The 24,748-nt window shown below is 35.2% G+C and carries 20 protein-coding genes, 1 tRNA gene and 2 pseudogenes; 10 read left to right on the forward strand and 13 right to left on the reverse strand.

What is annotated here, in order from left to right:
• The first annotated feature begins 48 nt into the window (after positions 1-48).
• The gene (locus DV942_RS04170) at positions 49-726 is read left to right on the forward strand and encodes a hypothetical protein (protein ID WP_145855528.1); all 678 of its coding nucleotides are present in this window, start codon (positions 49-51) and stop codon (positions 724-726) included.
• Positions 727-781: 55 nt separating this feature from the next.
• Here the strand turns inward: DV942_RS04170 and DV942_RS04175 are convergent, their stop codons facing one another.
• Entirely contained in the window at positions 782-943 is a 162-nt protein-coding gene (locus DV942_RS04175; protein WP_145855529.1) for an NAD(+)--rifampin ADP-ribosyltransferase, read from the reverse strand.
• A 1,284-nt stretch (positions 944-2,227) separates the two neighbouring features.
• On the opposite strand from DV942_RS04175, the gene DV942_RS04180 reads away from it, so the two are divergent.
• Positions 2,228-2,902 (forward strand): hypothetical protein, encoded by a 675-nt coding sequence (locus DV942_RS04180; protein ID WP_145855530.1) that lies wholly within the window; start codon positions 2,228-2,230, stop codon positions 2,900-2,902.
• A gap of 201 nt (positions 2,903-3,103) precedes the next feature.
• Here the strand turns inward: DV942_RS04180 and arr are convergent, their stop codons facing one another.
• Together arr and DV942_RS24205 are read right to left on the reverse strand one after the other, a co-directional pair.
• Positions 3,104-3,502: an NAD(+)--rifampin ADP-ribosyltransferase gene (gene arr / locus DV942_RS24125; RefSeq protein ID WP_403001959.1), complete on the reverse strand. Its 399-nt coding sequence runs from the start codon at positions 3,500-3,502 to the stop codon at positions 3,104-3,106.
• 420 nt (positions 3,503-3,922) lie between these two features.
• Positions 3,923-4,099 carry a hypothetical protein gene (locus DV942_RS24205; protein WP_450091368.1) on the reverse strand — a complete coding sequence of 59 codons (177 nt, stop codon included), beginning with the start codon at positions 4,097-4,099 and terminating at the stop codon, positions 3,923-3,925.
• 111 nt (positions 4,100-4,210) lie between these two features.
• Between DV942_RS24205 and DV942_RS04190 the strand changes: the two genes are divergently transcribed.
• The 4 genes and pseudogenes from DV942_RS04190 (at position 4,211) to DV942_RS04205 (ending at position 7,324) form a co-directional block, all read left to right on the forward strand.
• Positions 4,211-4,615 carry a nuclear transport factor 2 family protein gene (locus DV942_RS04190; protein ID WP_145855532.1) on the forward strand — a complete coding sequence of 135 codons (405 nt, stop codon included), beginning with the start codon at positions 4,211-4,213 and terminating at the stop codon, positions 4,613-4,615.
• Positions 4,616-4,687: 72 nt separating this feature from the next.
• Positions 4,688-5,251 carry a TetR/AcrR family transcriptional regulator gene (locus DV942_RS04195; protein WP_145855534.1) on the forward strand — a complete coding sequence of 188 codons (564 nt, stop codon included), beginning with the start codon at positions 4,688-4,690 and terminating at the stop codon, positions 5,249-5,251.
• 16 nt (positions 5,252-5,267) lie between these two features.
• Positions 5,268-5,930 (forward strand): NAD-dependent epimerase/dehydratase family protein, encoded by a 663-nt coding sequence (locus DV942_RS04200; RefSeq protein ID WP_145855536.1) that lies wholly within the window; start codon positions 5,268-5,270, stop codon positions 5,928-5,930.
• Between the two features lie 279 nt (positions 5,931-6,209).
• A pseudogene (locus DV942_RS04205) lies at positions 6,210-7,324 on the forward strand (serine hydrolase domain-containing protein).
• Between the two features lie 463 nt (positions 7,325-7,787).
• Here the strand turns inward: DV942_RS04205 and DV942_RS04210 are convergent.
• The 8 genes from DV942_RS04210 to DV942_RS04245 form a co-directional block, all read right to left on the reverse strand.
• Positions 7,788-8,774, reverse strand: a complete 987-nt coding sequence (locus DV942_RS04210; protein ID WP_145855538.1) for an HlyD family secretion protein — start codon at positions 8,772-8,774, stop codon at positions 7,788-7,790.
• Between the two features lie 20 nt (positions 8,775-8,794).
• Positions 8,795-10,993, reverse strand: coding sequence for a peptidase domain-containing ABC transporter (locus DV942_RS04215; RefSeq protein WP_145855540.1), 2,199 nt, complete (start codon positions 10,991-10,993; stop codon positions 8,795-8,797).
• A 59-nt stretch (positions 10,994-11,052) separates the two neighbouring features.
• The gene (locus DV942_RS04220; RefSeq protein WP_145855542.1) at positions 11,053-12,000 is read right to left on the reverse strand and encodes a hypothetical protein; all 948 of its coding nucleotides are present in this window, start codon (positions 11,998-12,000) and stop codon (positions 11,053-11,055) included.
• 4 nt (positions 12,001-12,004) lie between these two features.
• Positions 12,005-13,552 carry a hypothetical protein gene (locus DV942_RS04225; protein ID WP_145855544.1) on the reverse strand — a complete coding sequence of 516 codons (1,548 nt, stop codon included), beginning with the start codon at positions 13,550-13,552 and terminating at the stop codon, positions 12,005-12,007.
• 82 nt (positions 13,553-13,634) lie between these two features.
• Entirely contained in the window at positions 13,635-16,313 is a 2,679-nt protein-coding gene (locus DV942_RS04230) for a TonB-dependent receptor (RefSeq protein WP_145855546.1), read from the reverse strand.
• A complete protein-coding gene (locus DV942_RS04235; protein ID WP_145855547.1) occupies positions 16,291-17,136 on the reverse strand; it encodes a GLPGLI family protein in 846 nt (281 codons plus the stop codon). Before DV942_RS04235 ends, DV942_RS04230 begins: the two co-directional genes overlap by 23 nt.
• A gap of 134 nt (positions 17,137-17,270) precedes the next feature.
• Positions 17,271-17,534, reverse strand: coding sequence for a hypothetical protein (locus DV942_RS04240; RefSeq protein ID WP_145855549.1), 264 nt, complete (start codon positions 17,532-17,534; stop codon positions 17,271-17,273).
• 103 nt (positions 17,535-17,637) lie between these two features.
• Positions 17,638-19,272, reverse strand: a complete 1,635-nt coding sequence (locus DV942_RS04245) for a vitamin K epoxide reductase family protein (RefSeq protein ID WP_145855551.1) — start codon at positions 19,270-19,272, stop codon at positions 17,638-17,640.
• Positions 19,273-19,456: 184 nt separating this feature from the next.
• On the opposite strand from DV942_RS04245, the gene DV942_RS04250 reads away from it, so the two are divergent.
• From DV942_RS04250 to DV942_RS24130, 3 genes and pseudogenes are all read left to right on the forward strand, one after another.
• Entirely contained in the window at positions 19,457-20,170 is a 714-nt protein-coding gene (locus tag DV942_RS04250; protein ID WP_145855554.1) for a hypothetical protein, read from the forward strand.
• Positions 20,171-20,173: 3 nt separating this feature from the next.
• Positions 20,174-20,962, forward strand: coding sequence for a hypothetical protein (locus DV942_RS04255; protein ID WP_145855557.1), 789 nt, complete (start codon positions 20,174-20,176; stop codon positions 20,960-20,962).
• Between the two features lie 56 nt (positions 20,963-21,018).
• Positions 21,019-21,383: pseudogene (locus tag DV942_RS24130) on the forward strand (IS5/IS1182 family transposase); the annotation flags it as partial.
• Between the two features lie 114 nt (positions 21,384-21,497).
• Here DV942_RS24130 and DV942_RS04260 read toward each other — a convergent pair.
• Positions 21,498-21,570 (reverse strand) — tRNA-Lys (locus DV942_RS04260).
• Between the two features lie 374 nt (positions 21,571-21,944).
• Between DV942_RS04260 and DV942_RS04265 the strand changes: the two genes are divergently transcribed.
• Positions 21,945-22,559, forward strand: a complete 615-nt coding sequence (locus DV942_RS04265) for a Crp/Fnr family transcriptional regulator (RefSeq protein ID WP_090986982.1) — start codon at positions 21,945-21,947, stop codon at positions 22,557-22,559.
• A gap of 238 nt (positions 22,560-22,797) precedes the next feature.
• Here DV942_RS04265 and DV942_RS04270 read toward each other — a convergent pair whose 3' ends face one another.
• Positions 22,798-24,639, reverse strand: coding sequence for a glycoside hydrolase family 35 protein (locus tag DV942_RS04270; RefSeq protein ID WP_145855559.1), 1,842 nt, complete (start codon positions 24,637-24,639; stop codon positions 22,798-22,800).
• Between the last annotated feature and the right edge of the window lie 109 nt (positions 24,640-24,748).

Here is a 24,748-nt window from a genome sequence, read left to right on the forward strand (position 1 = left end):
TTAAATAATATAGATACAAAATAAGCTTATCTTATATAGAAAGGAAAAATGGATTGGAGATTCAATAGCATCTGGTGGGAACAGTTAGAACAGGATACAATATTTAAAAAGAATTTTAAAGAACCTCATACATGGATTGCGAATAATAATCTTTCTAATTCCGAATACGCAATTATCTGGCATTTAAAAGAAAAACTAAACTCATTTGGAAACCTTACTGAATCTGATAAGTTATTATACCTTGAATTGAACTTAGCTAATATCAAAAACTTTATTGGAATTGATAAATTTAGCAACTTAAAAAGACTTGAGCTACATTATTGTACCAAACTGGCAAGCGATACCGGCTTGAGAGCCTTAAAAGACTCCTTAGAATTTTTACATATTAACCGAAGTAAGAAGTTTGTACCTACCGAAGAATTTCTTTCCCTCAAAAAAATTAAAGTTTTGTGCTTAAATGAATGCGGAGACATCGATAATCTCAACTTTTTAAGCAACTTTCCAGAGCTTATTGATTTCCGTTTCGTTAATACCAATATTTTAGATGGAAATCTTCAGCCAATCCTTGACCATCCTACGATAAGATCTGCAGGCTTTTTAAACAAGCGACGCTACAACTATAAAAATGAAGAAATCGACTCATTATTAGAGGATAAATTTGCAGACGACAATAAAATCTACGTCTATAAGGGTGAATATTGGACATTTAGATATGATTATGGGTAGCGGAAGCAAAACCTCAATGATCTTTGAACACTTGCTCCTTGATAAATTAACACTATCAATTAATAATTTCTCCTTTATTATTGGCTAACTTCTCACGCCATTGCTGTATTTGTTCAGGCGTTTGTTTTAACCACTCTGTCACCTCCCCGGTAATTTTTAACGGTGCCTGGGTACGGTAAGAACGCGTTAAATTACCAGGAAACTTTTTGTTGGTCATCCCTTTGTCCGTTAGCGTTAAGCATAGCGTCTCCACGGATATTAAGGACCTTATAAACGCTAATAAAAGCGAGTCATAGACTCTTTTCTATTGCTAATCCGTAGAGCCCTATGGAACTTTAAGACAAGGTAGGGGCTTGCCATTATGACTAACTTGTTAAAGGCAATAAATCAATTCACATTCTTTGAACCATACCGCTTAAACGAATATTGATAGGAACCTACCATAAAAGGCAGTATTTTTGGATAAGCTTAAAGCTAGACAGAAAAATAAAAATACTGTTAAGATTTGCTGATATTAAAATTGCAGGTGATAGCTTTGTAGGAAATAAGGCTGTGAGATATGAAATCTAGAAAAACCATTTATTTTTTTGTTATTGCATATGTACTGTGTTTTCTGCAATGTTACCTTAGTATGCACACCTATGCAAAAGAGCTATCCGCAATATGCCTAAATTGTATTTTTTATACGGAAATATTGATGACTAGTTTATTGATTATATTTATATTTCCTGTAGCGTGGTTGCTCAACATGTTTAAGTTGAGCATCAAAATAAGATATGTCATCAGTTCGATATCTTTTTTTATGCTATCTTATTTGGTCAATATCAGTATCTTCGACTCCAGGGTAGCTTCATGGAGTTCATATTCACACAAAGATGTTTTAATCAGCGTTTTTTTCCTTGCTTATCCTTATTTATCGGTTTCTGTACTATTGTTTTGGTTAGCCACCAAAAAGTTAAACTTACTCCAGTTATATGCCAAATAGCCCTGCTTAATTATTTTTTAAAAAATGCCCGCTCTATCCGTTAGCGTTAAGCATAGCGTCTCCTACGGATATTAAGGAACTTATAAACTCAGATAAAAGCGAGTTATAGACTCTTTTTATTGCTAATCCGTAGAGCCCTGTGGAACTTTTAGGCCAGGCAGGAAAACATTAAATATTATCTTTTTCAAGAAAAAAGTCTTTTACTTTTTTCTCTTGAATTACAGAACGGATACAATCATTAATCTTTTCATATCCTGTCAGTGGTATGAATAATTGCATAGACCGAAGTGAACCGTCTTTCTTTGGAACTATTAAAATCAACCTTCCGAGATCCAGATCAAAGAGTCTCTGATTAACGAGAGCAAACTGCTTAATCCTGACCTAGAATCAGCGCATACATCTTATTTAGAAAACGGTGTAACAGTGTCAATGCGAAACTTCCTTACACATTTTCCCAAAAGAATCAACAAAACTAAATAATTAGTTTATATTCGCTTTTATATTAGTAGTAACATTATGAGAACTTTATTTTTTTTATGTATGCTCTTAAGCAGTACCGGGTTATTCGCTGAGCAGATCAAATTTGACATCCAGGGCAAAGTAAAAGAACCTAATGGGTCGAAGTACGCCTATCTTTACAGCAAAGGCGACAAAGATCTTTTTATGAAAGTGCCATTAATAAACGGTAGTTTTAAATTCTCATCTGCCGTTGATCTTGAGAAAAAACTACTGCGTTGGGGTTTAATATTTTTAGATACCCGTGGTGACATCAAGGTAGAGGATATTGAAAAAAATCTACGCAATAAGACTTGGATACCTGGCGGAACCCCAAAGTTAAAAGTTATTATACTTGAAGATGTGGATCTGAATATCCTCAAAGAACAAGAGATGAATTATCTTACAATATCGGGGAAGGGGCAATTGAATAAGCAGGTGAAAAAGCTGGATGGGAATGGAAAGGCGAAACAATTGAAGCTAGCGGAGTTCATTAAAAAATATCCAGATTCACCAGTGGGCGTGGATAATTTAAAGTCTGTACCTAAATTTCTGAAGGTAATCCCCATCGAAAAAATTAAACAAGTATTCGGAAACACTCCCCAAGCGATGCTAGCAATGCTATCTCCAAGGTTAAGAAATAGCGCTGAGGGAAAGTCGATCAGCGCAGATATTGAAAAGTTTCAAAAAAAATAATTGAATTAACCGGTTTGCCTTACTCACCGAATCACTCCCCTCTGTACGTTAGCGTTAAGCATAGCGTCTCCTACGGATATTAAGGAACTTATAAACTCAGATATAAGCGAGTCATAGACTCTTTTCTATTTGGTAATCCGTAGAGCCCTGCGGTACTCTACGGATTAGCATGTAGCCCTGATATTGGTATCCCTTTAGTTATCAATTAATAATTTCTCCTTTATTATTGGCTAACTTCTCGCGCCATTGCTGTATTTGTTCAGGCGTTTGTTTTAACCATTCTGTTACCTCACCAGTAATTTTCAAGGGTGCCCGGGTACGGTAAGAACGCGTTAAATTACCCGGAAACTTTTTGTTGGTCACATTCGGATCGTCCTCAAAATCGCCCGTGGGTTCAACGATGTAAACCCGTTCAGCACCTTCGCCACGAGCCAGCGCAGCAGCAAGTCCGGCGCCGTTAACCAATGCCGTAAAGTAAATGTGATTCATCACCAGTTCCGACTGATAGTTGGAAGTGCAGCCTGCGGTTAAAAAATCACCAACTTGTAAATCGGCCCTTGTTCCATGATAAAAAGGTCCTTCATCAATGGGTTGGCTTATGGATGCTAATGCTAAACCATCATACCTCTCTGCATTTTCTAAATCGCCAAGCATTTTATAATTTTCAGCAATAGCCGAATACAAGAGTGTTAAAAAGGAACCTTTAACCGAATCATTTTCAGACTTCAATGCATGTTCCAATGCAATTCCATACCACTCAATTCTACCATAAATAGCGGTTTTCAGCCTCGCGATGTACCAGGCAGAGATAGACTTTTCAAAATCGTCTGTTGCTTCATTCCAGGCCTGCAAAAATGTTTTATCAGCTTCTTCCACATGGCCTGTTTCACTAAGGTGCATGCCTTTCATTAAAAGTTTGATGACCGGATTATTGGGATTGAACTCCATATTTGAGGATTTTTAACAAAAATAACGTAAAAAAAACGATTACGATGCCCGCTCCTATTTTGTAAGGCATAATCACAGAGAAATCTCTTTTAACTTTTCTTGATCATATTTTTTCTTACTGCGCATGCCTGAGCATTGCCCGGAAACACGAAAAACACAGAACAACTCTACTTCTCCCCTCTTGATTGCTGTTTTTCCATAGCCAATTAATTTTGCACAGGTTTTAAAAGCAATTTTGCTAAGCATCATAATGACGGGAATCGATTTCGGTTTTTATTAATAAACCATATAGAGATCTTGCCGACAAATAAATTATCGTAAATTTGTTTTGACTGACTAAACAGTCACTAAAAATAAAGTATGATAACAAAGGAAATAGCAGCAAGATATTTCAATGCAATGGTTGCTGGAAACTTCGATGAAATGAATAATTTAAAAACGCCTCAATGTGTCTATTGGTTAAGTGGTGAGGGGTCGTGGCCGTTTGGAGGTGTACAATCTGTAGAAAATCAGGTCAAATTATGGAGCATCGTAGCAGAGCGATTCCCACAGGGAATGAAAATGACACTCCAATCTATTACGGCAGACGAAGAGCGGGCAGCGCTTCATGTTCATATCCGTGGAAAGCGAAAGGATGGCCGTATTTACGAAAATGATGTGATGTTGCTTTTAACCTTTGAGGATGGCTTAATCAGCAGGCTTTACGAATATTTGGATACCATTATGGTCAATGAATTATTCTGTGGCCCGATGGATGTAAATTAATTAGTCAGTAACACCAGGAATGTGATCGGGGTATATGATACGCTCCGATTGCTTTCCAAAAATTACCTTCGCATGGATAAAAGAGAAAAGTTACTTCAAACCGCATTGGAATTATTTGTATCACAGGGATTTAATGATACGCCAACAAGTAAAATTGCAAAAGAAGCCGGTATAGCAACCGGTACTTTGTTTTATTTTTTCCCGACCAAAGATGAGCTCATCATTTCACTTTATTTAAAATTAAAAGCGCAAGCAGCAGAAAGTATAAATGTTGCACTGGCTGATGTTAAATCAAAAAAGGATGCCATCAAAGCGTATTATGAAGAATCGCTTAAATGGTCGCTCCATAATCCCACTGAATTTTCATTTCTGGCGCAGTTCTCCAATTCGCCCTATCTGAAAAGAATTGGTGCTGATGAAATTTCGGCGCAGACAGCCCCCGTATTACAACTTTTTGCTGAGGCTATTGAGGAGCAACAAGTGGTTAATATTGATGTGAAATTATTATATGCTTTGATCAGTAACCAGGTATTTGGTGTTAACCAATACCTGGCTTCAAATAAATTCACCAAAAAAGGACAACAAAAGATCATTGCAGATACATTCCTGATGTTTTGGAAAATGATTGAACGCTGATAAGCAAGTAATAGAAATGAAAATAATAGTAACAGGCGCCACAGGAATGATTGGCGAAGGCGTTTTGATGTACGCTCTCGAGAATCCAAATATTACCGGGGTATTGATGGTAAATAGAAGGGCTTCTCCATTAAAGCACCCTAAACTTTCTGAACTGATTGTAAAAGATTTTACAAATCTAACCGCGTATAGCAATCTACTGACTGGCTACGATGGCTGTTTTTATTGTGCAGGAATAAGTTCGTTTGGTATGGGTGAACAGCAATACAAACACTTCACTTTTTATACCACAATGATGTTTGCAAAGGAACTTGCGCGTCTTAATCCAAATATGGTTTTTTTCTACTTATCTGGAGTTTATGCAGATAGTTCGGAAAATGGAAAAATAATGTGGGCAAGAATAAAAGGAAAAACAGAAAATGCATTAAATGAGTTGAGTTTTAAAGCCATTTACAGCTTCAGGCCAGGTTTTATTATGCCATTGAAAGCACAAAAAAACGTCAGGTTGATTTATAAGGGACTGAGGTTGATCTACCCTTTTGTTTTTCCAAATAAAACGTTAACCTATGAAGAAATCTTAACTGCATTAATTCGAATACTGATACTCGGATACAACAAAAATATTTTAGAAATAAAAGATTTAAAATTAGTTGCGAAGCAGGTTAAGACGGATGAATAAAATCTGCAATGAAATCAGCTTCAAAAGAACAAAGTTGATCATGCCAACTATTTGATGAGAATGTGCTTCTATCAAAATTTGTATATTTACTAGACTAAAAAACGTCAGATCCCGCCATTCGGCAGTAAATGCTTTATTAGCGGCAATTTTAAAGAAGATGCTATGAGAAGAACATTTTTACTGATAACCATTGGACTGTTGTTATGTAATCTCACATTTGGTCAATCCGTACCATATAAGCAGCTTGACAGCTTATTTAATGCTCTTTTTGAGCAGAAAATGTTCAATGGAAATGTGCTGATTGCAGATAAAGGGAAAATCCTATTTGAAAAAAGTTATGGCTTTGCTAACGAGAAAACCGGGCAAAAAATCAATAACCAAACCATATTTGAGCTGGCCTCTGTTTCCAAACAATTTACGGCCATGGGAATTGTTTTGTTGGAAAAACGCGGAAACTTAACTATGACGATAAAATTTTAAAATATATCCCCGAATTGGGTTTCTACGGAAATATCAGCATAAGAAATCTGCTTAATCACACTGGCGGCCTTCCAGATTATTTGGAGATTTTTGAAGAAAAATGGGATAAAACAAAAATTGCTACCAATCAGGATATTGTTAATGTCTTCGCTAAATACAGACCAAAAGTTATTTTTCAACCAGGCGAAAAATACGAGTACAGCGATACAGGTTACACTCTATTAGCTTTGATAATAGAAAGAATATCAAAGAAGACCTTTGGAAAATTTTTAAGTGAAAACATTTTTCAACCATTAAAAATGAAAAATACGTTTGTCTACAGGAGCAGATTTGAACCAAAAGAAATAAAGAATTATGCGCTTGGCTATGTTATAGATAGTTTAGATCGCCAAGTGCTACCCGATAGTTTTGGAAAAAAATTTTATACTTATTATCTGGATGGAATTGTGGGCGACGGGACAGTAAATTCTACAACGGCGGATCTATTAAAATGGGACAGCGCACTTTATGGCGATCAGTTAATATCTTCAAAAGATAAAGAACTGGTATTTAATTCTGTAAAAACCAGCGACGGAAAAGAAACTCATTATGGATTCGGGTGGTTTGTAGGGAATTCGAAAAAATATGGCAAAATCGTGTATCATTCTGTTCAGAGACACCTTCAACTTTTCGCTATTCAATATTATTTCAGAAATCCTGATGGATTACCAAATAATAAATTTGAATTATCGCCGCCTACGGGAGGTGCATCAGCACCCGCTTCAGGTGTTACATGGCCGGGTATCGAGTTAGTGGCGTTGCCGATGTCGGTTGGATCAGTTTCCGATGAGCCGACGGTGATGCCCGGGTCGCCTGTTCCTTTAAATATAATATCGTCGATATTAATCTGCGTCGTACCAGCCTCCTTAGTCTGAAAGCGCACTTTTCCTGTAGTCGTCACTTTAAATGAATCGGTTACTAGCGTGGTACTGGTTTCGCTCATATCCGGACCAAGCTGTGTATACGTCTTTACACCATCGGTAAAAGCAAAAAGTTGCCGTGTTGAATTTGCATCATTTCCGTATTGGCGTGCGGCACATATAACATTTTAGCAACGGCAAGATCGGAATTCATCGATAGAACCTGTTCTCAAATGAACCGATTTTGCCCCGTTTTTAGCATCTGCCGCGAGGTTACCCAGCAGGCATCATTAAAAGTCCACTTTCCGGTTAATAACTGTGCGCGCTATCTGTAGCATATGATGTTTTAGTCCCGGATTAGTATCATGAAAAATTTAAAAAGCTGCTTAGAAATAAAATTGCTCCACCATAGATTCTCTTTTTCAATCTACTACTTGATAATAAGTTCTTGACGCGATATTTAAAGGAAGCACCAAGTTTATTTAGATAAAATACTTCGCTTGATATTTAACCAAATCCTTTCCATTACGGAGTAATTATCAGTCAAAATTTCAGCATCGGCGATCATGCCATGTTTAAGTTTAATTATAGGATTTTTATGTTTTTTCGAAATCTCAACTCTAGATATAAAGACATTATTCTGGGGAAATTGGCTAATTCCAGTAATTTTACCATATATGAACCCATATTCTTCATAGGGATAGCTTTTTAATCGTATGTGAACCTCTTGTCCAATTTTAACTTTACCGATATTTTCCTGTGAAATGCTCATCGTACCAAAAAAAAATCCATTTTTTGGAGAGACAAAAAAGACGTTTGTATTGGGCTCGATATATTGGTTCAGCTCTGCCATGCCTGAATAATAAACTAATCCAGGAATGGGCGCAGTCAAAATATTTTTTTTCTTCCAGATGTCTATCTGTTCTGATAGACCAGCTGCTAATCGCAAAATAGCTTCTTGTTGTTGTTTACGTTTATCTTCAGATTGGTCAGAAACATTAATCTTGATATAACTCTTATAGGATGAATAAAACTGTCCGTAAGTTTTTTGGAGTGGCCCAAGATTCGAAAGTACTGGCAGGATTACTTTAGGTAAGTCTTCACTTGGCTGGAGTATCTCAACAAGTTTGCTTTCAACAGATAGAGCTTCGTAAGGATCTATATTACTTTCTATAAAAGCCAAAATTTCATTTTTCTTAACCTCTGTTCCATCCTTTTTAAAAATTTTAACGATAATACCCGCACTAACGTTTTTTATTGCAGTTGGGTGGTTAGCTGCGTTTATGGTCAGCGTAGTGTTTACTATATTAGGATAACTTATAACAATGGAAATAATCAAAAGGATTAAAAAAGTAAGAAATACAAATCCTATTCCTCTTTTCAGAAGCCAAGAGGGAGGCGTAGAAATAATATCTTGTAAGTCCTCACTATGCAGTTTTCCGTAATTTTCGTTTTCTTTATTCATTACATTTTTGACTGATAATCCTAATTGCCAAGTTCCAGTTGATTTTTTACCAAAGTAAAATAGTTGCCCTTCTTATCCGTCAGTTCTTGGTGAGTACCCTGTTCGACAATCTTGCCTTTTTCTAACACAATTATGTTATCTGCATTACAGACTGTACTTAACCGATGAGCAACAATTACAACTGTCCTATTTTTTAAAAATGAATTCAGATTATCAATTATTATCTTTTCATTATTAGCATCTAGAGAGTTAGTTGCCTCATCAAGTAAAATAAACTGTGGATTCTTATAAACAGCACGCGCAATCAATAGGCGCTGTTTTTGTCCTTGACTGATCCCTTTTCCAGCAGCACCGATTTTTGTGTTGATCCCGAAAGGCTGTTCCAATATAAAGTCTTCAAGATTAGCAATTCTTATGGCTTCATCAATCCTCTGCTTTTCTGGAAATTCGTCCCCAATGGCAATATTATTCTCAATGGTGTCAGAAAAAACAAAACCTTCCTGCATAACGATGCCGCAGGACTCACGCCAGATTTGGTACTCCATCTGATCAAGATTTTTACCACCGACCAATATTTCTCCCTTATCTAATTTATAATATCTCATCAATAATTTTAAAAGGGTCGTTTTGCCGCTCCCGCTCATTCCTACAATTGCCGTCGTTTTTCCTTCTGGAAAACTAAGATTTAAATTTTCAAAAACAGGTTCATTACCAGCACCAAAATAAGTAAAGTTCAAGTCTTTAATCTCAATCGTTTTATTTTTTGGGAGTTCGTTGAAGTATTCTTTTTCAGGTGATTCTTCGTCTTCTGTCTCGTAAATTTCATTAATCCTTTCCAGACCAATTTTAGCACTTTGGTAAGATTGCATAAAGCCCAACAACTGTTGAACTGGTCCCCCCACCATGCCTACTAAATATTGAATTGCCATCATACTCCCAAAGGTAATTTCATTAGCAATAACAGCTTTAGCGCTTAAATAAGAGATTAATATCGCCTGAACCTGACTTATAGCAATTGAACCAATTTGTTGATATTGTGAAACTGTAAGGTTTTTAATATTGAATTTAAACATTTTAGCCTGCAGTTTTTCCCAGACCCATCTTTTTTGCTTTTCAGAATTGCTCAACTTAATATCCCTAACACTGTGAATGAGTTCAACCATGTAGGTTTGATTCTCTGAAGAAATATTAAAAAGCCTGTAGTCTAATTCTCTCCTATATTTCATGAAAAACCAAATCCATAGCACATCTAAGATTGTAGAAACTAGAAATACAAAGAATATAGTTTTACTATAGATAATTAGTACACTACCGAATACCAAGAAATTTACCATGGAAAATAGTGTATTTATGGAAGAACCAGTTAGAAATGATTCTACTCTTTGTTGATCTGACATCCTTTGCATGATATCACCATCCGTCTTAAGATCGAAAAATGACATTGGCAATCTCATAATTTTTATAAGCATGTCAGTCAGAATTGATATATTTACCCTTGTGCTGATGTGTAGCATAATCCATGAACGGATAAAAGAAACACTTGTTTGGCCAATAAAAAGCATCAGCTGCGCGATTAAAATCGTATTGATGAAATTTATATTTTTTGTATTAATGCCAATATCTACTATAGATTGTGTTAAAAAAGGAGCTAATAACTGGACTATAGTGCCTAAAAGAAGACCAAGGAAAAGTTGTAAAAAAAGCTTTTTATAAACAAAAAAATATTGAAATATTTTGCTCCATTCCAGTGAATGCTTTGGTTTTTCATTTTCCAGCTCGTAAAAGTTAGGCGTTGGACTTAGTATAAGGGATAATCCCTTATGTAACTCCTTTTGTGCAAACCAACATTTTGCGAATTCTTTCTCATTCATTGTAACAAGGCCATAATTCGGATCAGCAATAAAGTAATTTTGGTCCTTTATTGCATATAACACCACGAAATGATTCTGATTCCAGTGCAGTATACAGGGCAGCTGTATCTCCCTTAACTGTTCGATTTGCAATCTGACCCCATTTGATCGGAACCCCATTTTCTCTGCAGCCTCACTTATCCCAAGCATATTCACTCCGGCTCTGGTCGATTGACTCAATCTCCGGATCTTATTTATTGAAATATTTTGCCCGTAATATTTAATAATCATTCGTAAACAGCTAGCGCCACAATCCATTTGATCCTGTTGCTTAAAAAAAGGAAATTTCTTCTTTAATGTATTACTCATATTATATTACTGTTTTCTGAATGGTTAAAAGTTTTTGCTAGGCCTTCTATATATAAACTCTAAATCAAGCTGAGAGAGAAAGGCCTATAATTGCTTAAATAGAAAGTAAGTAATTCTATATGCTCCTGATTGCCCGTAATTGAGTTGAATAAATTTTCATTTATTAATGGTTCATCATAAATTAATTCCATCATTGTTACTCTTGTATAGAAATCAAAATCAGTATTAATAATTGATGAAAAGTCTTCTCTTAATTTATTATAGAATGATTCCATCTCAATTACCCAGTACCGATTGTTGTATTGTCTGGCAGTCATGCACAGTAACATGTAAAGTTTAGTTATTTCTGAAGCGTCTGTCGAGTTTTTTTGATAAAGTGAATAGACCAGTTCAAAATGGGTGATGAAGAATTCGACCCCTCCATACAATTCTTCTTCAAAAAGCGTGTCGCTGATGCCATTATATGTTAAATGACTAAATTTTAAAAGAGTAAGAACAACCTCATTAAAATACTTTGTACCACTGTTCTTTAAAAAAGTGTCGACTTTTATTTTTTTTTTTGCAGTTTCAATTAACAAAATAAGACACTCGAGATGCGTAAATCGCCGGTAGTAATGAGCACTTGAATTTTTTTTTAACAATCTTAGTTCATAATACGTAATTAGATCTAATATTTCGGTGACGTTTGGGACGTTTTTTGATATTGATAACAGGGTAAACTGATAGATTTTATCATCAACATCTTCTAGTATTTTATCACTATCTATATTGATTAAATTATTTTGAGCACAAAATTCAATCATCCAGCCGATGCCCACAATCCCATTTGCAAATGAAAAATCACTGTAATTTTGAAGCTCGTGCCCGACGCTATCCAACGCTAACTCACCATGCATTTGCAAAATTTGGTTTCCGTTTTTTTTACCCTTAATCAAATTTAAAAAGGCTTCTCCTCCTAAACCACCATTTAAACTTATGTCAGAATTTTTGTCAGTGTTTGTGAGCATGTAATTAAGATTTTAGTGTAAATATTTCTAATTCTTGCTGTATGTCATTATTTTTCAATGCGTTGTTTATGGAATTATTTCTTAAAGGGTGACTGTGTGCCCCCTTGAAGCGGAAATTATCAATGACGGTTTTTTTAAAAATTATAATCTGATTTTCATCGATTTTTTTTCTTTGAAATTTCCCAGAGTTCATTGTTAAAACATCAATGTCTAGAGTTTTAGAAAAAGCCTCAGAAAATATTTGATCAATTTGATAAATATTGTTCGGAGTTAAAGAATAGGTTTGCTCGCTTGAGTATCTGAACATCTCAACTATAGATAAAATTTTTACTTTATCAATAACCGATATGGCTGGTAAACAGAAAAAAATTAAAGTATCTAAATTGTATAGTTTATTTATCCAGTTTTCACTTGTTAAAATTTCCTGGCCCACATAGGGGAAATCTTTATAAGGTTCCTCTATGTATATTTTTATTTGACAATAAAAATATTTTGATAAGTAATTCTGAATAGCTGATGCAAATCGCAATTTATCATCCCCAGTATCCTTTAGCTCTACTATAAAACAGACATCTGAAAGATCAATTCGGTAATTTTCTAATTCTTGTTTTCTTGATATTATCGCGTCGACAATTGGTTTGCAGCAGTTATCGAAGGATGATTCTAGAAGCTGATGATCATACCAAGGCGCATAATTTGTATAAGTTGTCTTTTTAAATAAAATATTCTCATTTGTTTGACTCCCTGAATAATGTAAAATCGAATTTTTTTCCCAAGAACTCAGTTGATCATCCGGCCAGGAAAATATCATTTCATCATGTATTTCAACAGGCATTTTAATGTACCATAGGTTCCATAATAAAGCCCACATATCCGCACACCAAGCCTGGATTCCTGGGTTCTTGCTTCTAAATCCCTTCCTTTCAGGATACCTCTTTTCCCATTTTTTTATGTTAAATGACTGCATCACCACATATAAATCCTCGCTGTCTTCCTCAACTTTTCTCCAAAAATCCTCATTTAAACCTTTTAGAATGTATTGTGCCCCACCGGTATTATCATCATTCTTTTCTATTTCACTCGGATCCAAACCTACAATGTTAGCCATGTCAATTAACAACTCTTCAGATCCATTATTCTTTATATATCCACTGTCCAAATAGTCATGGGTATCAGAAACATAGCAGACGTTGTTATTGTGAAGATTAGCTATATTGGGAATTCTACTCAACAATATATCTGAATCGTGGTAGAAAACAACGTTGTTTAAGAGTTCGGGAAACCTTTTATAATGCTGATTGATAATATTAGGTCTTACTGAGGATGGATATTTTTTGCGCAATCTGGTATCTGGGTAGCAGTATATTTTCGCTAAATGATCGTTATCTAATAAAAACTTATTCACCAGTGGATTCAATCCAATAACAGCGTTATATGCAAACAAAACATGTATTTGCTCTTTTTTAATTCCCAGCGAGTGAAAATTTCGAATTTGTATTTCTAGTTGCCATGTAAAATATAAATCGTCAGGCTGAGCAGATAAATAGATCATATTTCGTTTAAATTCTGTAAATAATAATTTTGATAAAGGAACTAATTGCGTTATGATTTAGTTCCACTCAATGTCTTATAGTTTAAAACTTGAACTTCGTGGAGATCATAAACCGTCTTGGTCTTAACTGAAAATAACTTTCAACTATGGAATACTCCGTATTATACTGTTGGATATAACTATTATTGTTTAACAGATTGATAAGGTTAAACTCGATATCTGTTTTCCATTTAGGTATAGTCCAACGGTAGTCCAGATCTATAAACATCTGGTTTTTTTGACTTTTAATATTTGTTATATAATAAGAATTAAGAAGTGATATGCTATGTCTTTCGAAAGGGTAGAAGTTTACATCTAAAAAATGATTATTGGTTACGATTTTGTTCTCATATTGTTTCTTAAGCGTACTTATTGATTTATTGAAATTTGTCGCATATCTAAACGTAAGCAACTGTGATGAATTGTTGTTTAGTTCTAATCCAGCACCATAAAATTGTCCATTCTGTTTGATGAAAAGATTATTTAGCAAATAGTCGTTTTGCGAAAGCTGAACATTCGCATTAATTTTTAATACTGTTTTTATAGCTGAGAAATAAGTGCTGGCACGAGCGTTAAACGTGTGAGAACGCTGCTCATTGTCTCTATTATCAAGTTCAACCGTACTTAATCCGTTTGAATCTATGTCAGTTCTAAATATATAGTCTTTTTTACCTTTGGAGTAGTTGTATGAAAGACTGGCAAACATTGATTTTACAGGGTTTCTATAACTGAGAGAGAGACCGGATCCCAGATTTTTGCTTTCTTGAAGCTTCCCGTTGGATTTTTGTATATCCCTGTAAGAACTCAATATGTAAGCACTATTAAAATTTGATAGTCCCCCAAACTGGTTTGAATATGTTCCGCTAGCACTTAGTTCTGTTTTAGAACTTAACATATATCTAACTGATAGACTCGGACCAAATGTATCTCTTATTTGATTATCTATTATTATATCATTAAATTGTTGAACGCTGAAAATGTTGAAATTGTAAGGCGTGGAAATTTTAAATTTCCATTTAGCAATATCATAATTTGTAGTTAGGTTCAGGTAAAATGTTGTTTGTGTAGTATTCAAATCATTAACGTAGCCGTCTTCCAATTGGTTTATATGTCCTTTTATGTCAGTCAATATTTGTGTGCGTAATTTATTGCCTTGGTAATTAATTCCTATTTCTGGACTAATTATTAGGTTTTTGAATGAATGAGTGAGACTAATGCTGTTCTGGCTTTTAAAATTGCTGGACTGAATCTGTTGGGTCAGTGCATTAAATGGCATACCACTATTAAAAATACCTTCAAATCTTCCTGGCGAGATGTACAATTTTTGTGGCGATGTTGCATAGTCTATCAAAGAATTGATAGATATAAGCTGTTTACCAAAAAATCTTGCAAAAGAGAATTTATTTAAAATACCAAAATCATCAAAGTTATTGTTTTGGGCGATCGCCTGATCTCTGTTTAACATAAGTTGGCCGAGCGCGTCGTCCCATTTACGGTTGACTTTTAGAGTGTTGTTTAGAAAGATATTATTCTCATTTTTATAAATATTTACGCCCGCGGCTAAATCGTTGGTTTTATATTTATTGCTTATGGTTTCTATATAGTTCACTCCAGCCTCCGGAGTGAAAATTGAGGTTACGCTATAACCATCTCTTTTATTCAGATTATTGTAGTAGGATAAATTACCCTTAACCTCTAAGCCATTTCCAAATTTTTTGAGCACATTTGAACTGTATAGAAAAATACGATTATCTAACCATTTCCTTTGATCAAAGTCCGGACTAGATACATCGGCTAAACCAAAATAAGATGGGCTAGGGTCTCTTGGTGGATCGGATAAATCCAAAATACCGGATCCATTGCCTAAAGATAAAGTACCCAACTGTATAGAAGCATCATTCCCACTATTATTGCTCTGAAAAGAATTAAGCATTTGAAAATTCTTATCAAATGTCATTGGAGTTAGATTTACCTCCCACATTGCTGGTTGATAACCTACGCCTACCTTGCCAGAGCCTGTTGTCAAAAATTTTTTAAGTTGGATGTTTAACGATGCCCTGTCCGATGGCATTAATGATTTTAAGACCTTTATAGGTTGATCATTTTCAACGATTTGTACACTTTTAACCGCGTCCGCAGGCAAATTGTTATTAATCATCCCGTACCTGCTACCCATTAAATCCAAATTGTCAACCATATATTTTTGTATAGGTTTACCTTGGTATAAAATTAGATTGCCTTGCATTTCTACCCCTGGGAGTTTTTTGATAATATCCGCTATCACTCGGTCTTGCTTAGAAGTAAATTCCAATACATTATAATTTATGGTATCTCCAGATTTAAAAATCGGTGGAGAAGAAATTTTGATCTCATCTAAGGTCTTTGTGTTGTCTTCTAGTTTGATAGAATATACTGCGCTTTTATTAGGGATTTTTATATTTTTTTTTATGTATGAAAGGTGAGAGAATGAAAGTTCCAAACTGTCATACGCAAAGTTTTTTACATTCAAAAGGAAAGACCCATCTTCCTTACTCATTACATATCCCAAGACTACCGAACCTCCAATGCTTCTGTATGTTACACTCACACTCGCAACTCCCTTAGAAAAATTATCCTCAATTTTTCCTGTAACAACAGATTGCCCTTTAGTATTTATAACTAAGAAAAACAACAAAACTATTATAAACCAAAATCGCATTTTAATTGGTTTTATATAGTTCAATCCAATTATTGTCTTTTAATGCCCTCTCTTTAAGGTTCTTCTGTATTATCTCTCTATCCCGGGAACTGCCAAAGCCCTTGATAATTCCTGATGCTTCATCCATCTGTAGACTATTATCTGTATAGTTTCTTTTGGACTTAAAGAATTCATTTTTTTTCATATATACAGGTGTCATTTTGGGATCAAAATTAATAACTACATCTTTTTTGATCTTATTTAAGCTGAGCATGTCAAAACTCCAATATTTTTGTTTATCAGCTACTTTAACTATTAGGCCTGGCAGACCAGCGAATTTATAAGGACCATCAGTAATTGGAACTTCTGGAGCAAACCAAGCGGTCCAGTTTCTATTTCCGAAATTTAAATCCGCTCTTTGACATTTTAGTCCATTTATTGTAACCGTATCATTTTCTATTACCCAATTTAATTCGTTTAAAGCTTCAACATAAAATGCTGAAGTCATTTCATTTCCTGGCTGATCGAAGGTCAAAATCTTATTGTCAGTTTTTTCCTTAAGTATTTTGTATGTTATTGTAGAATAATTTTCCATAATAAATGACGCAGGGGGACCAAGCATATTTCCTTTATTTAGTTCACTGTACATTGCCGAATCTACCCTTCCGGCTTTAATGGACCTGAATAAGGATACTTTGTCATTTGTAAGTAGTTCCAGATATTCTTTTTTTATGCTTTTGATATTGTTGCTGTCAGTTTGATAAGTCATCTGGTATATAATCTGATAATCAAAATTATATTGTCTTTTATCTTGTGCAAATGAGAAATGAACTATTAGTGATAATATTAGAATAGCTATATATTTCATTTAAATTTTATTTAAGTAAACAATCATTGGAAATAATCAATATAATAATTTACATTCCATATTTAAATTACTTCGAAATGTATCATTAGACATACGAGTGTAAACTAAAAATAACTTACACTCGTTTCATTCAGTTAGTCTGGAACACCACACATCCGCACACAAAGAGCAATAATTTGTGCGGTAGTCATTCCCTTACAATCAATATTTACAGAAGTTCCGTTCTGACAATTACAACGATAGGAACAATCATCTCCTCCCGTTGCTGTTGTTGCAGCAGGCCTTGCTGTGGTTGTGGTAACGGCACTGATCATGCCGCCCATAACATTTTTTAGCTGTTCACGGGAAAGTGGTTCAATTTCCGATCGAACTAAGTCTTTTAAGCTAATTTTTTTCATTGTTAATTTATTTATATTAAAATGATCGTTTACCGCTAGATCACATCAGCGAGCAATTATGGTATCGCTAAACCTTGTTCAAGATATTTTTAGTAATTGATTCTTAGACGAAATTTACTAATTCACTTATTGCATAATTATCTGGTAATAAAAAGCCATCAAAGTATATAGTAGGAGTCTGACGTACGTTCATCATATTGCACCAGTTGTACATCGTTTTTATTCTCTCTTCTAGCATTACATGATCTGTTCTTAGTGGATATGCTTTTTTAAAAGCATTAAGGTCTTCATAAACTACTGAGTACCAATCATCAATTGCCTTTTTTGTTATTTCCTTGTCGCCAAGGATATCAATAGCCAAGATGTGTCTAACTGGCGGGGAACGAAAATCCTTTTCATCAAGGGAGAGCGAAAAAATTATCCTTAATCTCATGTTGTCGTTCTTACTCAAAATATCGCAAATCTCTTTATGCGCTATAGAACAAGGAGCACAATATGGATTGCTTACCATTATTATCTCATGGAGTGCATTTTGATTCCCTATAACAACTCCTACACCATCCGTTGAAACTGTAACTTTTTGCTGTCTTTCTAACAGAGCTTTGAAGATTTCTGGATTGGATTTCAAGCGTTGCCACTTCGACCGATATTGCTCACTTTCTTTTGCCTTTTTAATAATAGATAAAAATGAAACAGTTGCTATAATCAACAATGTAAAAAAAGTTGCTTGGACGAAGACCGTGTAGTAATTGATGTTTTTAAACGGATCATTTACCATTTTTATGTAGCAAATGCCTGAAATTAAAAGAGTTAATAGTATACCTTGAACACCTAAACAAAACACACACCATTGTCTTACCACTCTCCATTGATATATCAATGAATATGCTATGAATGGGGAGATAATAATGGATGTTGACGCCCAAATAATTAAATAATGACCCTGTGATAATCCAAAGAAAATGTGAGATAAAGTATTGGTTAAAAAGTAACTAAATCCGATAGCAGACCAACTAATACCAAATACTTTCGCGCCTTTTGACTCCAACACCGAGCCACAATCATTTTTTTGACCATTTGAACAAAGGCGTTTTAAAAAAGGATTATGACTATCAATCTCATGCCAAAGCAGTAAAACAGACAATGCTAGACCGCACGTGTTCAAAATCAATGATGTGGTTCCATACCAAGAAAGGGAAGAATTAGAGTGCTCTAAACTGTAGAACAGTGTAAATAAAATTGGAGCAAGAAATAGTAACCATGATTTTTTTACAAGTTCTTTTTGGATTATTTCATATACTCCTTTTCTTCCCTTTATTTTATCATTGCTTGACTCGCTCTTTTCAGCTAGCAATACAATACCTGTGTGCCATTCTTTGAAAATGTTAAGTGCAACATCCTCCCAGTTTAATTTTACCGTATTGTAAAATGTGACGATTTCATTGTCAATACTCTTAATTAAGGTGAAACCTGTTGATTCCCATTCGTTTTTTTTTATGGCACATATAAAAGGAGTTTGAAAATCCGAAAGATTGAATCCCTCTATCTGGACAGCAGCAGATTTTACCCCATAACTTAACAACACATCTTTAAGGCTGAATAGACTTGGAAAGTCGGGATGGTTTTCTAGACTTTTTTTAAGTGTGTCGTCAGGAACTGATACCCCTAAAATTTTTAAGAATGTTCTGCCGGTGGCAAAAGGGCTATTGTCTTGGTTCTGAAGTTTTTTTGAGAGCATATTAATAAAACTTTACAATAAGTTATAATTAATTATTGCAATGTATTAACAATAGACCATTAAGATTTGCCATATTTTAACTTTAACATACATTTAATTAACCAGTTCTAAGATAAGTATGTATTATTAATCACTAATAAATATATTGGCAAAATAATATTTCAAAAAAACTATCTAAATAATTATGTACAACTCTCTAAAAATCACTGCTATTATGGCGACTTGTGGTCGTCATCGTTGTTCTGAAAGAAGTCTTTCCTTATTTCTGGACCAAGACTACGAAAACAAACATCTTGTAATTTATCAGAATTCACCTATTACACAGGAATTAGATATTAATGTAGATAGAACCCAAGTATCGTTAATAAATTGTCATATTGATTCTATAACTAACCTACCATATTCAAGCCTTGGTGCTATTTATAATGATGCTATCAAACATATTCCAAAAGATACAGATGTTATAACGTTTTGGGACGACGACGATCTGTTTTTGGAAGATCATTTAACGGAAGGAATAGGAGGCCTCTTGAAAGGAGGGAAAACAGCGTACAAGCCTGCCTTTTCTTACTTTAGGAGTTCTGATGGGCTTGAAAAGGCTCAAAATACTTTTGAGCCTTCCATATTTGTTAAGGCAGAATTCATCAAGCTTACTGGATTTTCAACAACTACTACTGACCAGCATCTAAAATGGCTTCGCCCGCTACTTGAAAGAGATGATATCTTTATTGACATTGATGGAAAATCAACACTGATTTACAATTGGGGAGATTCTTTTGAAACATACAAAACGAGTGCCAATTCTGGAAATCCTGATCATTTTGAAGAATATCGAGTAAAGTCCCTTGATCATGGTGATCAGATCATTTCCAGGATTAACATTCAGGAAAATTTGTAGACTATGAGAAGAACTGCACTTCTTCGTTGCTGGAATGAAGAATCAACAATCATTGCTTGCCTCATGTCAATTGAAAATGTTTTTACCGACATTGTGATTATCTATTCTGATATAACAGATTCATCTTTGCAGCTAATTGAAAAGTATTGTAAAGGAAGGAACAATATCATTGTTGAAAGATATCCCTATCATGTTTACCCGGCTTTACACAGTATTTACAAAATAGGAGATTTCGACATAAATAATTCTCTTGCAGCTTACTATAATTTTGGAATGGATATATGTAAAAAGATTGGTGGAACGATTTGCAAAATCGATTGTGACCAGGTTTACATTGAAGAATCTTTGTTTTTCCAATTTGCAGATATTGAGGCAAATATGTTGTCAACTCCAAATAGGGGATACCGATCTGGTTTATGGGGGATAAATAGCTTTGTCCATAATAATATATTAATGGTTGTTGGAGATGAGAAAATAAATGGTATAGGAGACCATTATATATTATCAGGCGATATACTAAAATATCATCAGTCTCCCTTTTACGAAATCCCACAGTATACACAAGAGATTTCCACTTTGAACTATCATAATATGCCATGTTGGTTCCATTTTAGAAGGAAGATACAAAAGGTGAATAACTTAATAGGAACGGAGTTTACCTTAGAAAGGTATGTAAATGATGCTATCGAGGTGTTACACTTAGATGATGATTTAATCGACATTTTTGAGAAAAATATACGACCCTTGTTAATAAAATCAGAAAGTAAGTATTGTAATGTTGTCTTTTCATAATTATAATGACATAGAAAGATCATTCCAAATGTTGTTCCATCGCTAAAGCTTGGTAGCGGCAGCGCTACACATTCATTTTAAAAAAGCTGGGCCTTGATCAACGTTTCCGTAACCATCCGAAAACAAAGGCAATGCACGCAAAGCGGATAAGAAAATGAAGACTGTTGGGCAGGCTCGTGCGGGAACTGAAGAAAGCTTCCGGCAGATTCAACATACCTCACAGAGATAGAGCTGTTTAAGAGGGTTTCTAGCCCAGAAAAAGAGTGACGGGCACAAAATTTATTCCCTTCATGAGCCTGATGTTCAATGTATTTTCAAGGAAAAGGAGCATAAAATATAAGTTCGGTAACAAGGCATCTATTGTCTACCCAGGCAAACAGGGGTGATTGTGGGGGCAATGAGTTTCCGGAATGAATTCGATTGACACACGTTTCAGGCATGAGAATCGGTGAGTATTCTAGTTTTTCCACTAAAACAAAAAAGCTTGCAATCATTTGATTTGCAAGCTTTTACGTAGTTTTGATACTATTCTCTGTGATCCCGCTGGGATTCGAACCCAGGACCACTACATTAAAAGTGTAATGCTCTACCAGCTGAGCTACGGAATCATTTTCTCCCTTTCGAGGCTGCGAAGTTAGGAATTAAATTCAATCTTGCAAAAGGTAAATGCAAAATATTTAACAGAAAGTTAACACTGACATCACAAAACAGGGTTAAATATTTAGAAATCATTTGGTTGAACAAGGACAAAGAAAAATCACTGTTCGAAAATATTTAACCCCAAATGAACAAGGTTTGATAAAAAATATCTTTCTTTCTACTTAAAAACCTTGTACAAACATCATAATTTAAGAATAAGTAACCTTCATATTTTTTAGCGCTGTGTGCATTTATGATTGAAATTCCTATTTGTTGTAAATAATGTTATTGATTTTTTTATTTCCTTACTTATTTTCACTCTTTAATACATACTTGATTTTTAATGAATATTGAAAATATTTATGGTGAAGATAAATGGGCTACACTTGGGGGTTTTTCACCAATTATTTCTGTCTTTAGTTCTTACCATCCGCTTACTCCAGAGATGGAAGACATTATTAACCGCGATACATTTCCTGTGCATTTTGCCAAAAACAAACATATTGCATCACCACTAAAACGCAACCGTTACATTTTTCTGATTTTACAAGGAGCAGTGCACGGCTACCTTAAAATGGGAAATAAAAAAATTACCACCTGGATTGCTGCTGAAAACGAACTGGCAGGAACCATCAGAAATTTATGGGAGAATGAAGCCTCTGATGAATATATTGAAACGATAGATCCGGTATTTGCGATTGCCATTCCGCATGAAATGTCGAAAATGCTTTATGAAAATTTCCCCATCGCAAATTATGTGGGCAGAAAGATGACGCAGATTTATTTTCAGGGCGCCTCTGAAAGGGCGTATATCTGCAGGCTTCCGACGGCGTTAAAACGCTACCAAAGGTTCCTGGTTTCTTATCCGCACCTCATTAACCGTATTCCATTAAAGTATATCGCTTCCTTTGTGGGTATGAGGCTGGAAACATTGAGCAGACTCAGGAACAAGCCTTAATGGTCAGCGCCAAAAAATATTAACCGCCATTCTAAACGCAGTGAGAATCTGAAATAAATTACCATCGGTGAGCTCGCTAAGGCTCGGTTCAGGGTGACGGATCCTGATAAAACGCCGATTTAAGCTATGAGAGGTGATATTAATTCAAATCCAGCTTAACATTCAAGATTAAACTAAAAAAGCCATTACGCTTTCATTTAAACGTAATGGCTTTTGTAATCTTTAAAAAATCTGACTATTATTTACTTTTCAACTCATTTAAAACAGGCTTATCCAGGCTGGTTAAAGTATTTTGCTTTGGTTTAAGCAATTCAAAAACCACAATCTCATTTTTCCCTTTTTTCAGCCACTCTGCTGGCAGGTAAATGGTTTGTTGCGGACCAATGCCCCAATATTTACCTAAGTTATGTCCGTTAACCCAAACCAGTCCTTTGCCCCACTGGCGCATATCCAGATACGTATCGGCAACTTTGGTTAAATTAAAGCTGGCTGATTTAAGGGCCGCTGCCGATGGGCTGCTTACTTTAGCTTGTATTTTTTGGGCGTCTATTTTATCAAAAGGTAAAGGATACATTTTCCACGATTTAATCTCCTTACCATTAAAAGTTACATTTTTGGTAATCCCCTTATTGTTTTTAAGCAGGTAAGGACCAAAGTTGATCCTTCCCAGGTTTTCAACCAAAATATCCAATTGTACATTACCGGCAGGAAGATTAACGGCCAAACTATCCTGATAAAGCCTCCTGTCTAAAACACCAACCAGTTTTTTATTGATGTATACCAGGCCATAATCGCGCAGTTCGTTAATTTTGATTACGCCTTTACGTCCACCTTTTATGGTACTGCTGTACAGCACAAAACCATAGGGTTGGTTAAGTGCTTCGAAAGTTAATGGTTGTTCACTTAACTTTTGTTTACCGATCAGGTTAAAGATATCGGTAGATTTGGTAAATTTAATGGCTGGCAATGCCGCAGCAGGTTTAGCCGCTGGCACTTCGGGAAGTACCCGGTTCGCCGGCAAATTCCTTTTGATTACTTCGCGGAAAAGCATAAATTTTGGTGTCGCATTGCCCGCTTCATCTAAAGGCGCGTCGTAATCATAACTGCTGATCTGCGGTTCGTAAGCAGTTGAATCGTTATAGTTTGCGCCATTCATAAAACCCCGGGTTGTACCACCATGAAACATATACATATTGATGGAAATGCCTCCTTTAAGCGCAGTATCTAATTTATTGGCATATGTTTCTGGATCTACCTCATGGTGTTTGGTGCCCCACCAATCGAACCAGGCCGGATACCATTCTGGCACAAAATAAGGGCCTTTGCCTTTGTTATACTTGTTGATCAGTGCCCTGATCTGATCAGGATTATCGATCCCGTTAACGCCCGGAAGTAAACCAGCCAGGTGTCCGCCTTCTAACGCAGGAACCGGATCGCAGGTGGAAAGTACACCATCAAAACCGGCATCTTTAAACAGCTGCTCATTAATTTTCAGGTATTCTTTATCGTTTCCATAAGAACCATATTCGTTTTCTACCTGCACCATTAAGATGTTGCCCCCATGGTTAACCTGCAAAGGCGCTAAACGTTTACCAATTTCGGTAATATATTCCTTGTACTCTTTTAAATATTGTGCTTCTTTGCTCCTTACCTGTAAACCTTTAATGTTCTGCAACCAATACGGATAACCGCCAAATTCCCATTCGGCACATACATACGGACTCGGGCGAAGCAATACCCATAAACCTTCTTCTTTTGCAATACGAACAAATTCGGTAATATCATTATTCCCAGAAAAATCAAAATGATCTTTCTGCGGCTCGTGTACGTTCCAGAATACATAAGTACCAATGGTATTTAAGCCCATGGCTTTGGCCATTTTCATTCTATCGCGCCAGGCTTCTCTCGGTATCCGGGGATAATGCATTTCTCCCGAAATAATCTGAAAGGGTTTGTTATCAAGCAGAAAAACCGAGTCTGCCAGTTTAAAAGTATGCTTACTTTGCGCAAATGCACCAAAGCTGGCAAAACAAGTAATTAAAATTACTTTAATCCATAGGTGTTTTAAGGTAGGTTTCATCAAAAAAGGTATTATTTAAAAAATCAAAAGCATAGTTTTCCCATATCATTTTATAAAATGCTTTACAGCACAAACCAAATGTTATGGATTTATGAAATGAGTAACGTTA

The sequence above is a fragment of the Pedobacter suwonensis genome (assembly GCF_007833675.1).
In the GTDB taxonomy this organism is placed as follows: Bacteria; Bacteroidota; Bacteroidia; order Sphingobacteriales; family Sphingobacteriaceae; genus Pedobacter; species Pedobacter suwonensis.

Excerpts from the sequence above, each read along its gene's own strand:
- DV942_RS04170 (WP_145855528.1), top strand. The coding sequence starts at position 49 with ATGGATTGGAGATTCAATAGCATCTGGTGGGAACAGTTAGAACAGGAT.
- DV942_RS04175 (WP_145855529.1), bottom strand. The coding sequence starts at position 943 with ATGACCAACAAAAAGTTTCCTGGTAATTTAACGCGTTCTTACCGTACC.
- DV942_RS04180 (WP_145855530.1), top strand. The coding sequence starts at position 2,228 with ATGAGAACTTTATTTTTTTTATGTATGCTCTTAAGCAGTACCGGGTTA.
- DV942_RS24205 (WP_450091368.1), bottom strand. The coding sequence starts at position 4,099 with ATGATGCTTAGCAAAATTGCTTTTAAAACCTGTGCAAAATTAATTGGC.
- DV942_RS04190 (WP_145855532.1), top strand. The coding sequence starts at position 4,211 with ATGATAACAAAGGAAATAGCAGCAAGATATTTCAATGCAATGGTTGCT.
- DV942_RS04195 (WP_145855534.1), top strand. The coding sequence starts at position 4,688 with ATGGATAAAAGAGAAAAGTTACTTCAAACCGCATTGGAATTATTTGTA.
- DV942_RS04200 (WP_145855536.1), top strand. The coding sequence starts at position 5,268 with ATGAAAATAATAGTAACAGGCGCCACAGGAATGATTGGCGAAGGCGTT.
- DV942_RS04210 (WP_145855538.1), bottom strand. The coding sequence starts at position 8,774 with ATGAATAAAGAAAACGAAAATTACGGAAAACTGCATAGTGAGGACTTA.
- DV942_RS04215 (WP_145855540.1), bottom strand. The coding sequence starts at position 10,993 with ATGAGTAATACATTAAAGAAGAAATTTCCTTTTTTTAAGCAACAGGAT.
- DV942_RS04220 (WP_145855542.1), bottom strand. The coding sequence starts at position 12,000 with ATGCTCACAAACACTGACAAAAATTCTGACATAAGTTTAAATGGTGGT.
- DV942_RS04225 (WP_145855544.1), bottom strand. The coding sequence starts at position 13,552 with ATGATCTATTTATCTGCTCAGCCTGACGATTTATATTTTACATGGCAA.
- DV942_RS04235 (WP_145855547.1), bottom strand. The coding sequence starts at position 17,136 with ATGAAATATATAGCTATTCTAATATTATCACTAATAGTTCATTTCTCA.
- DV942_RS04240 (WP_145855549.1), bottom strand. The coding sequence starts at position 17,534 with ATGAAAAAAATTAGCTTAAAAGACTTAGTTCGATCGGAAATTGAACCA.
- DV942_RS04245 (WP_145855551.1), bottom strand. The coding sequence starts at position 19,272 with ATGCTCTCAAAAAAACTTCAGAACCAAGACAATAGCCCTTTTGCCACC.
- DV942_RS04250 (WP_145855554.1), top strand. The coding sequence starts at position 19,457 with ATGTACAACTCTCTAAAAATCACTGCTATTATGGCGACTTGTGGTCGT.
- DV942_RS04255 (WP_145855557.1), top strand. The coding sequence starts at position 20,174 with ATGAGAAGAACTGCACTTCTTCGTTGCTGGAATGAAGAATCAACAATC.
- DV942_RS04265 (WP_090986982.1), top strand. The coding sequence starts at position 21,945 with ATGAATATTGAAAATATTTATGGTGAAGATAAATGGGCTACACTTGGG.
- DV942_RS04270 (WP_145855559.1), bottom strand. The coding sequence starts at position 24,639 with ATGAAACCTACCTTAAAACACCTATGGATTAAAGTAATTTTAATTACT.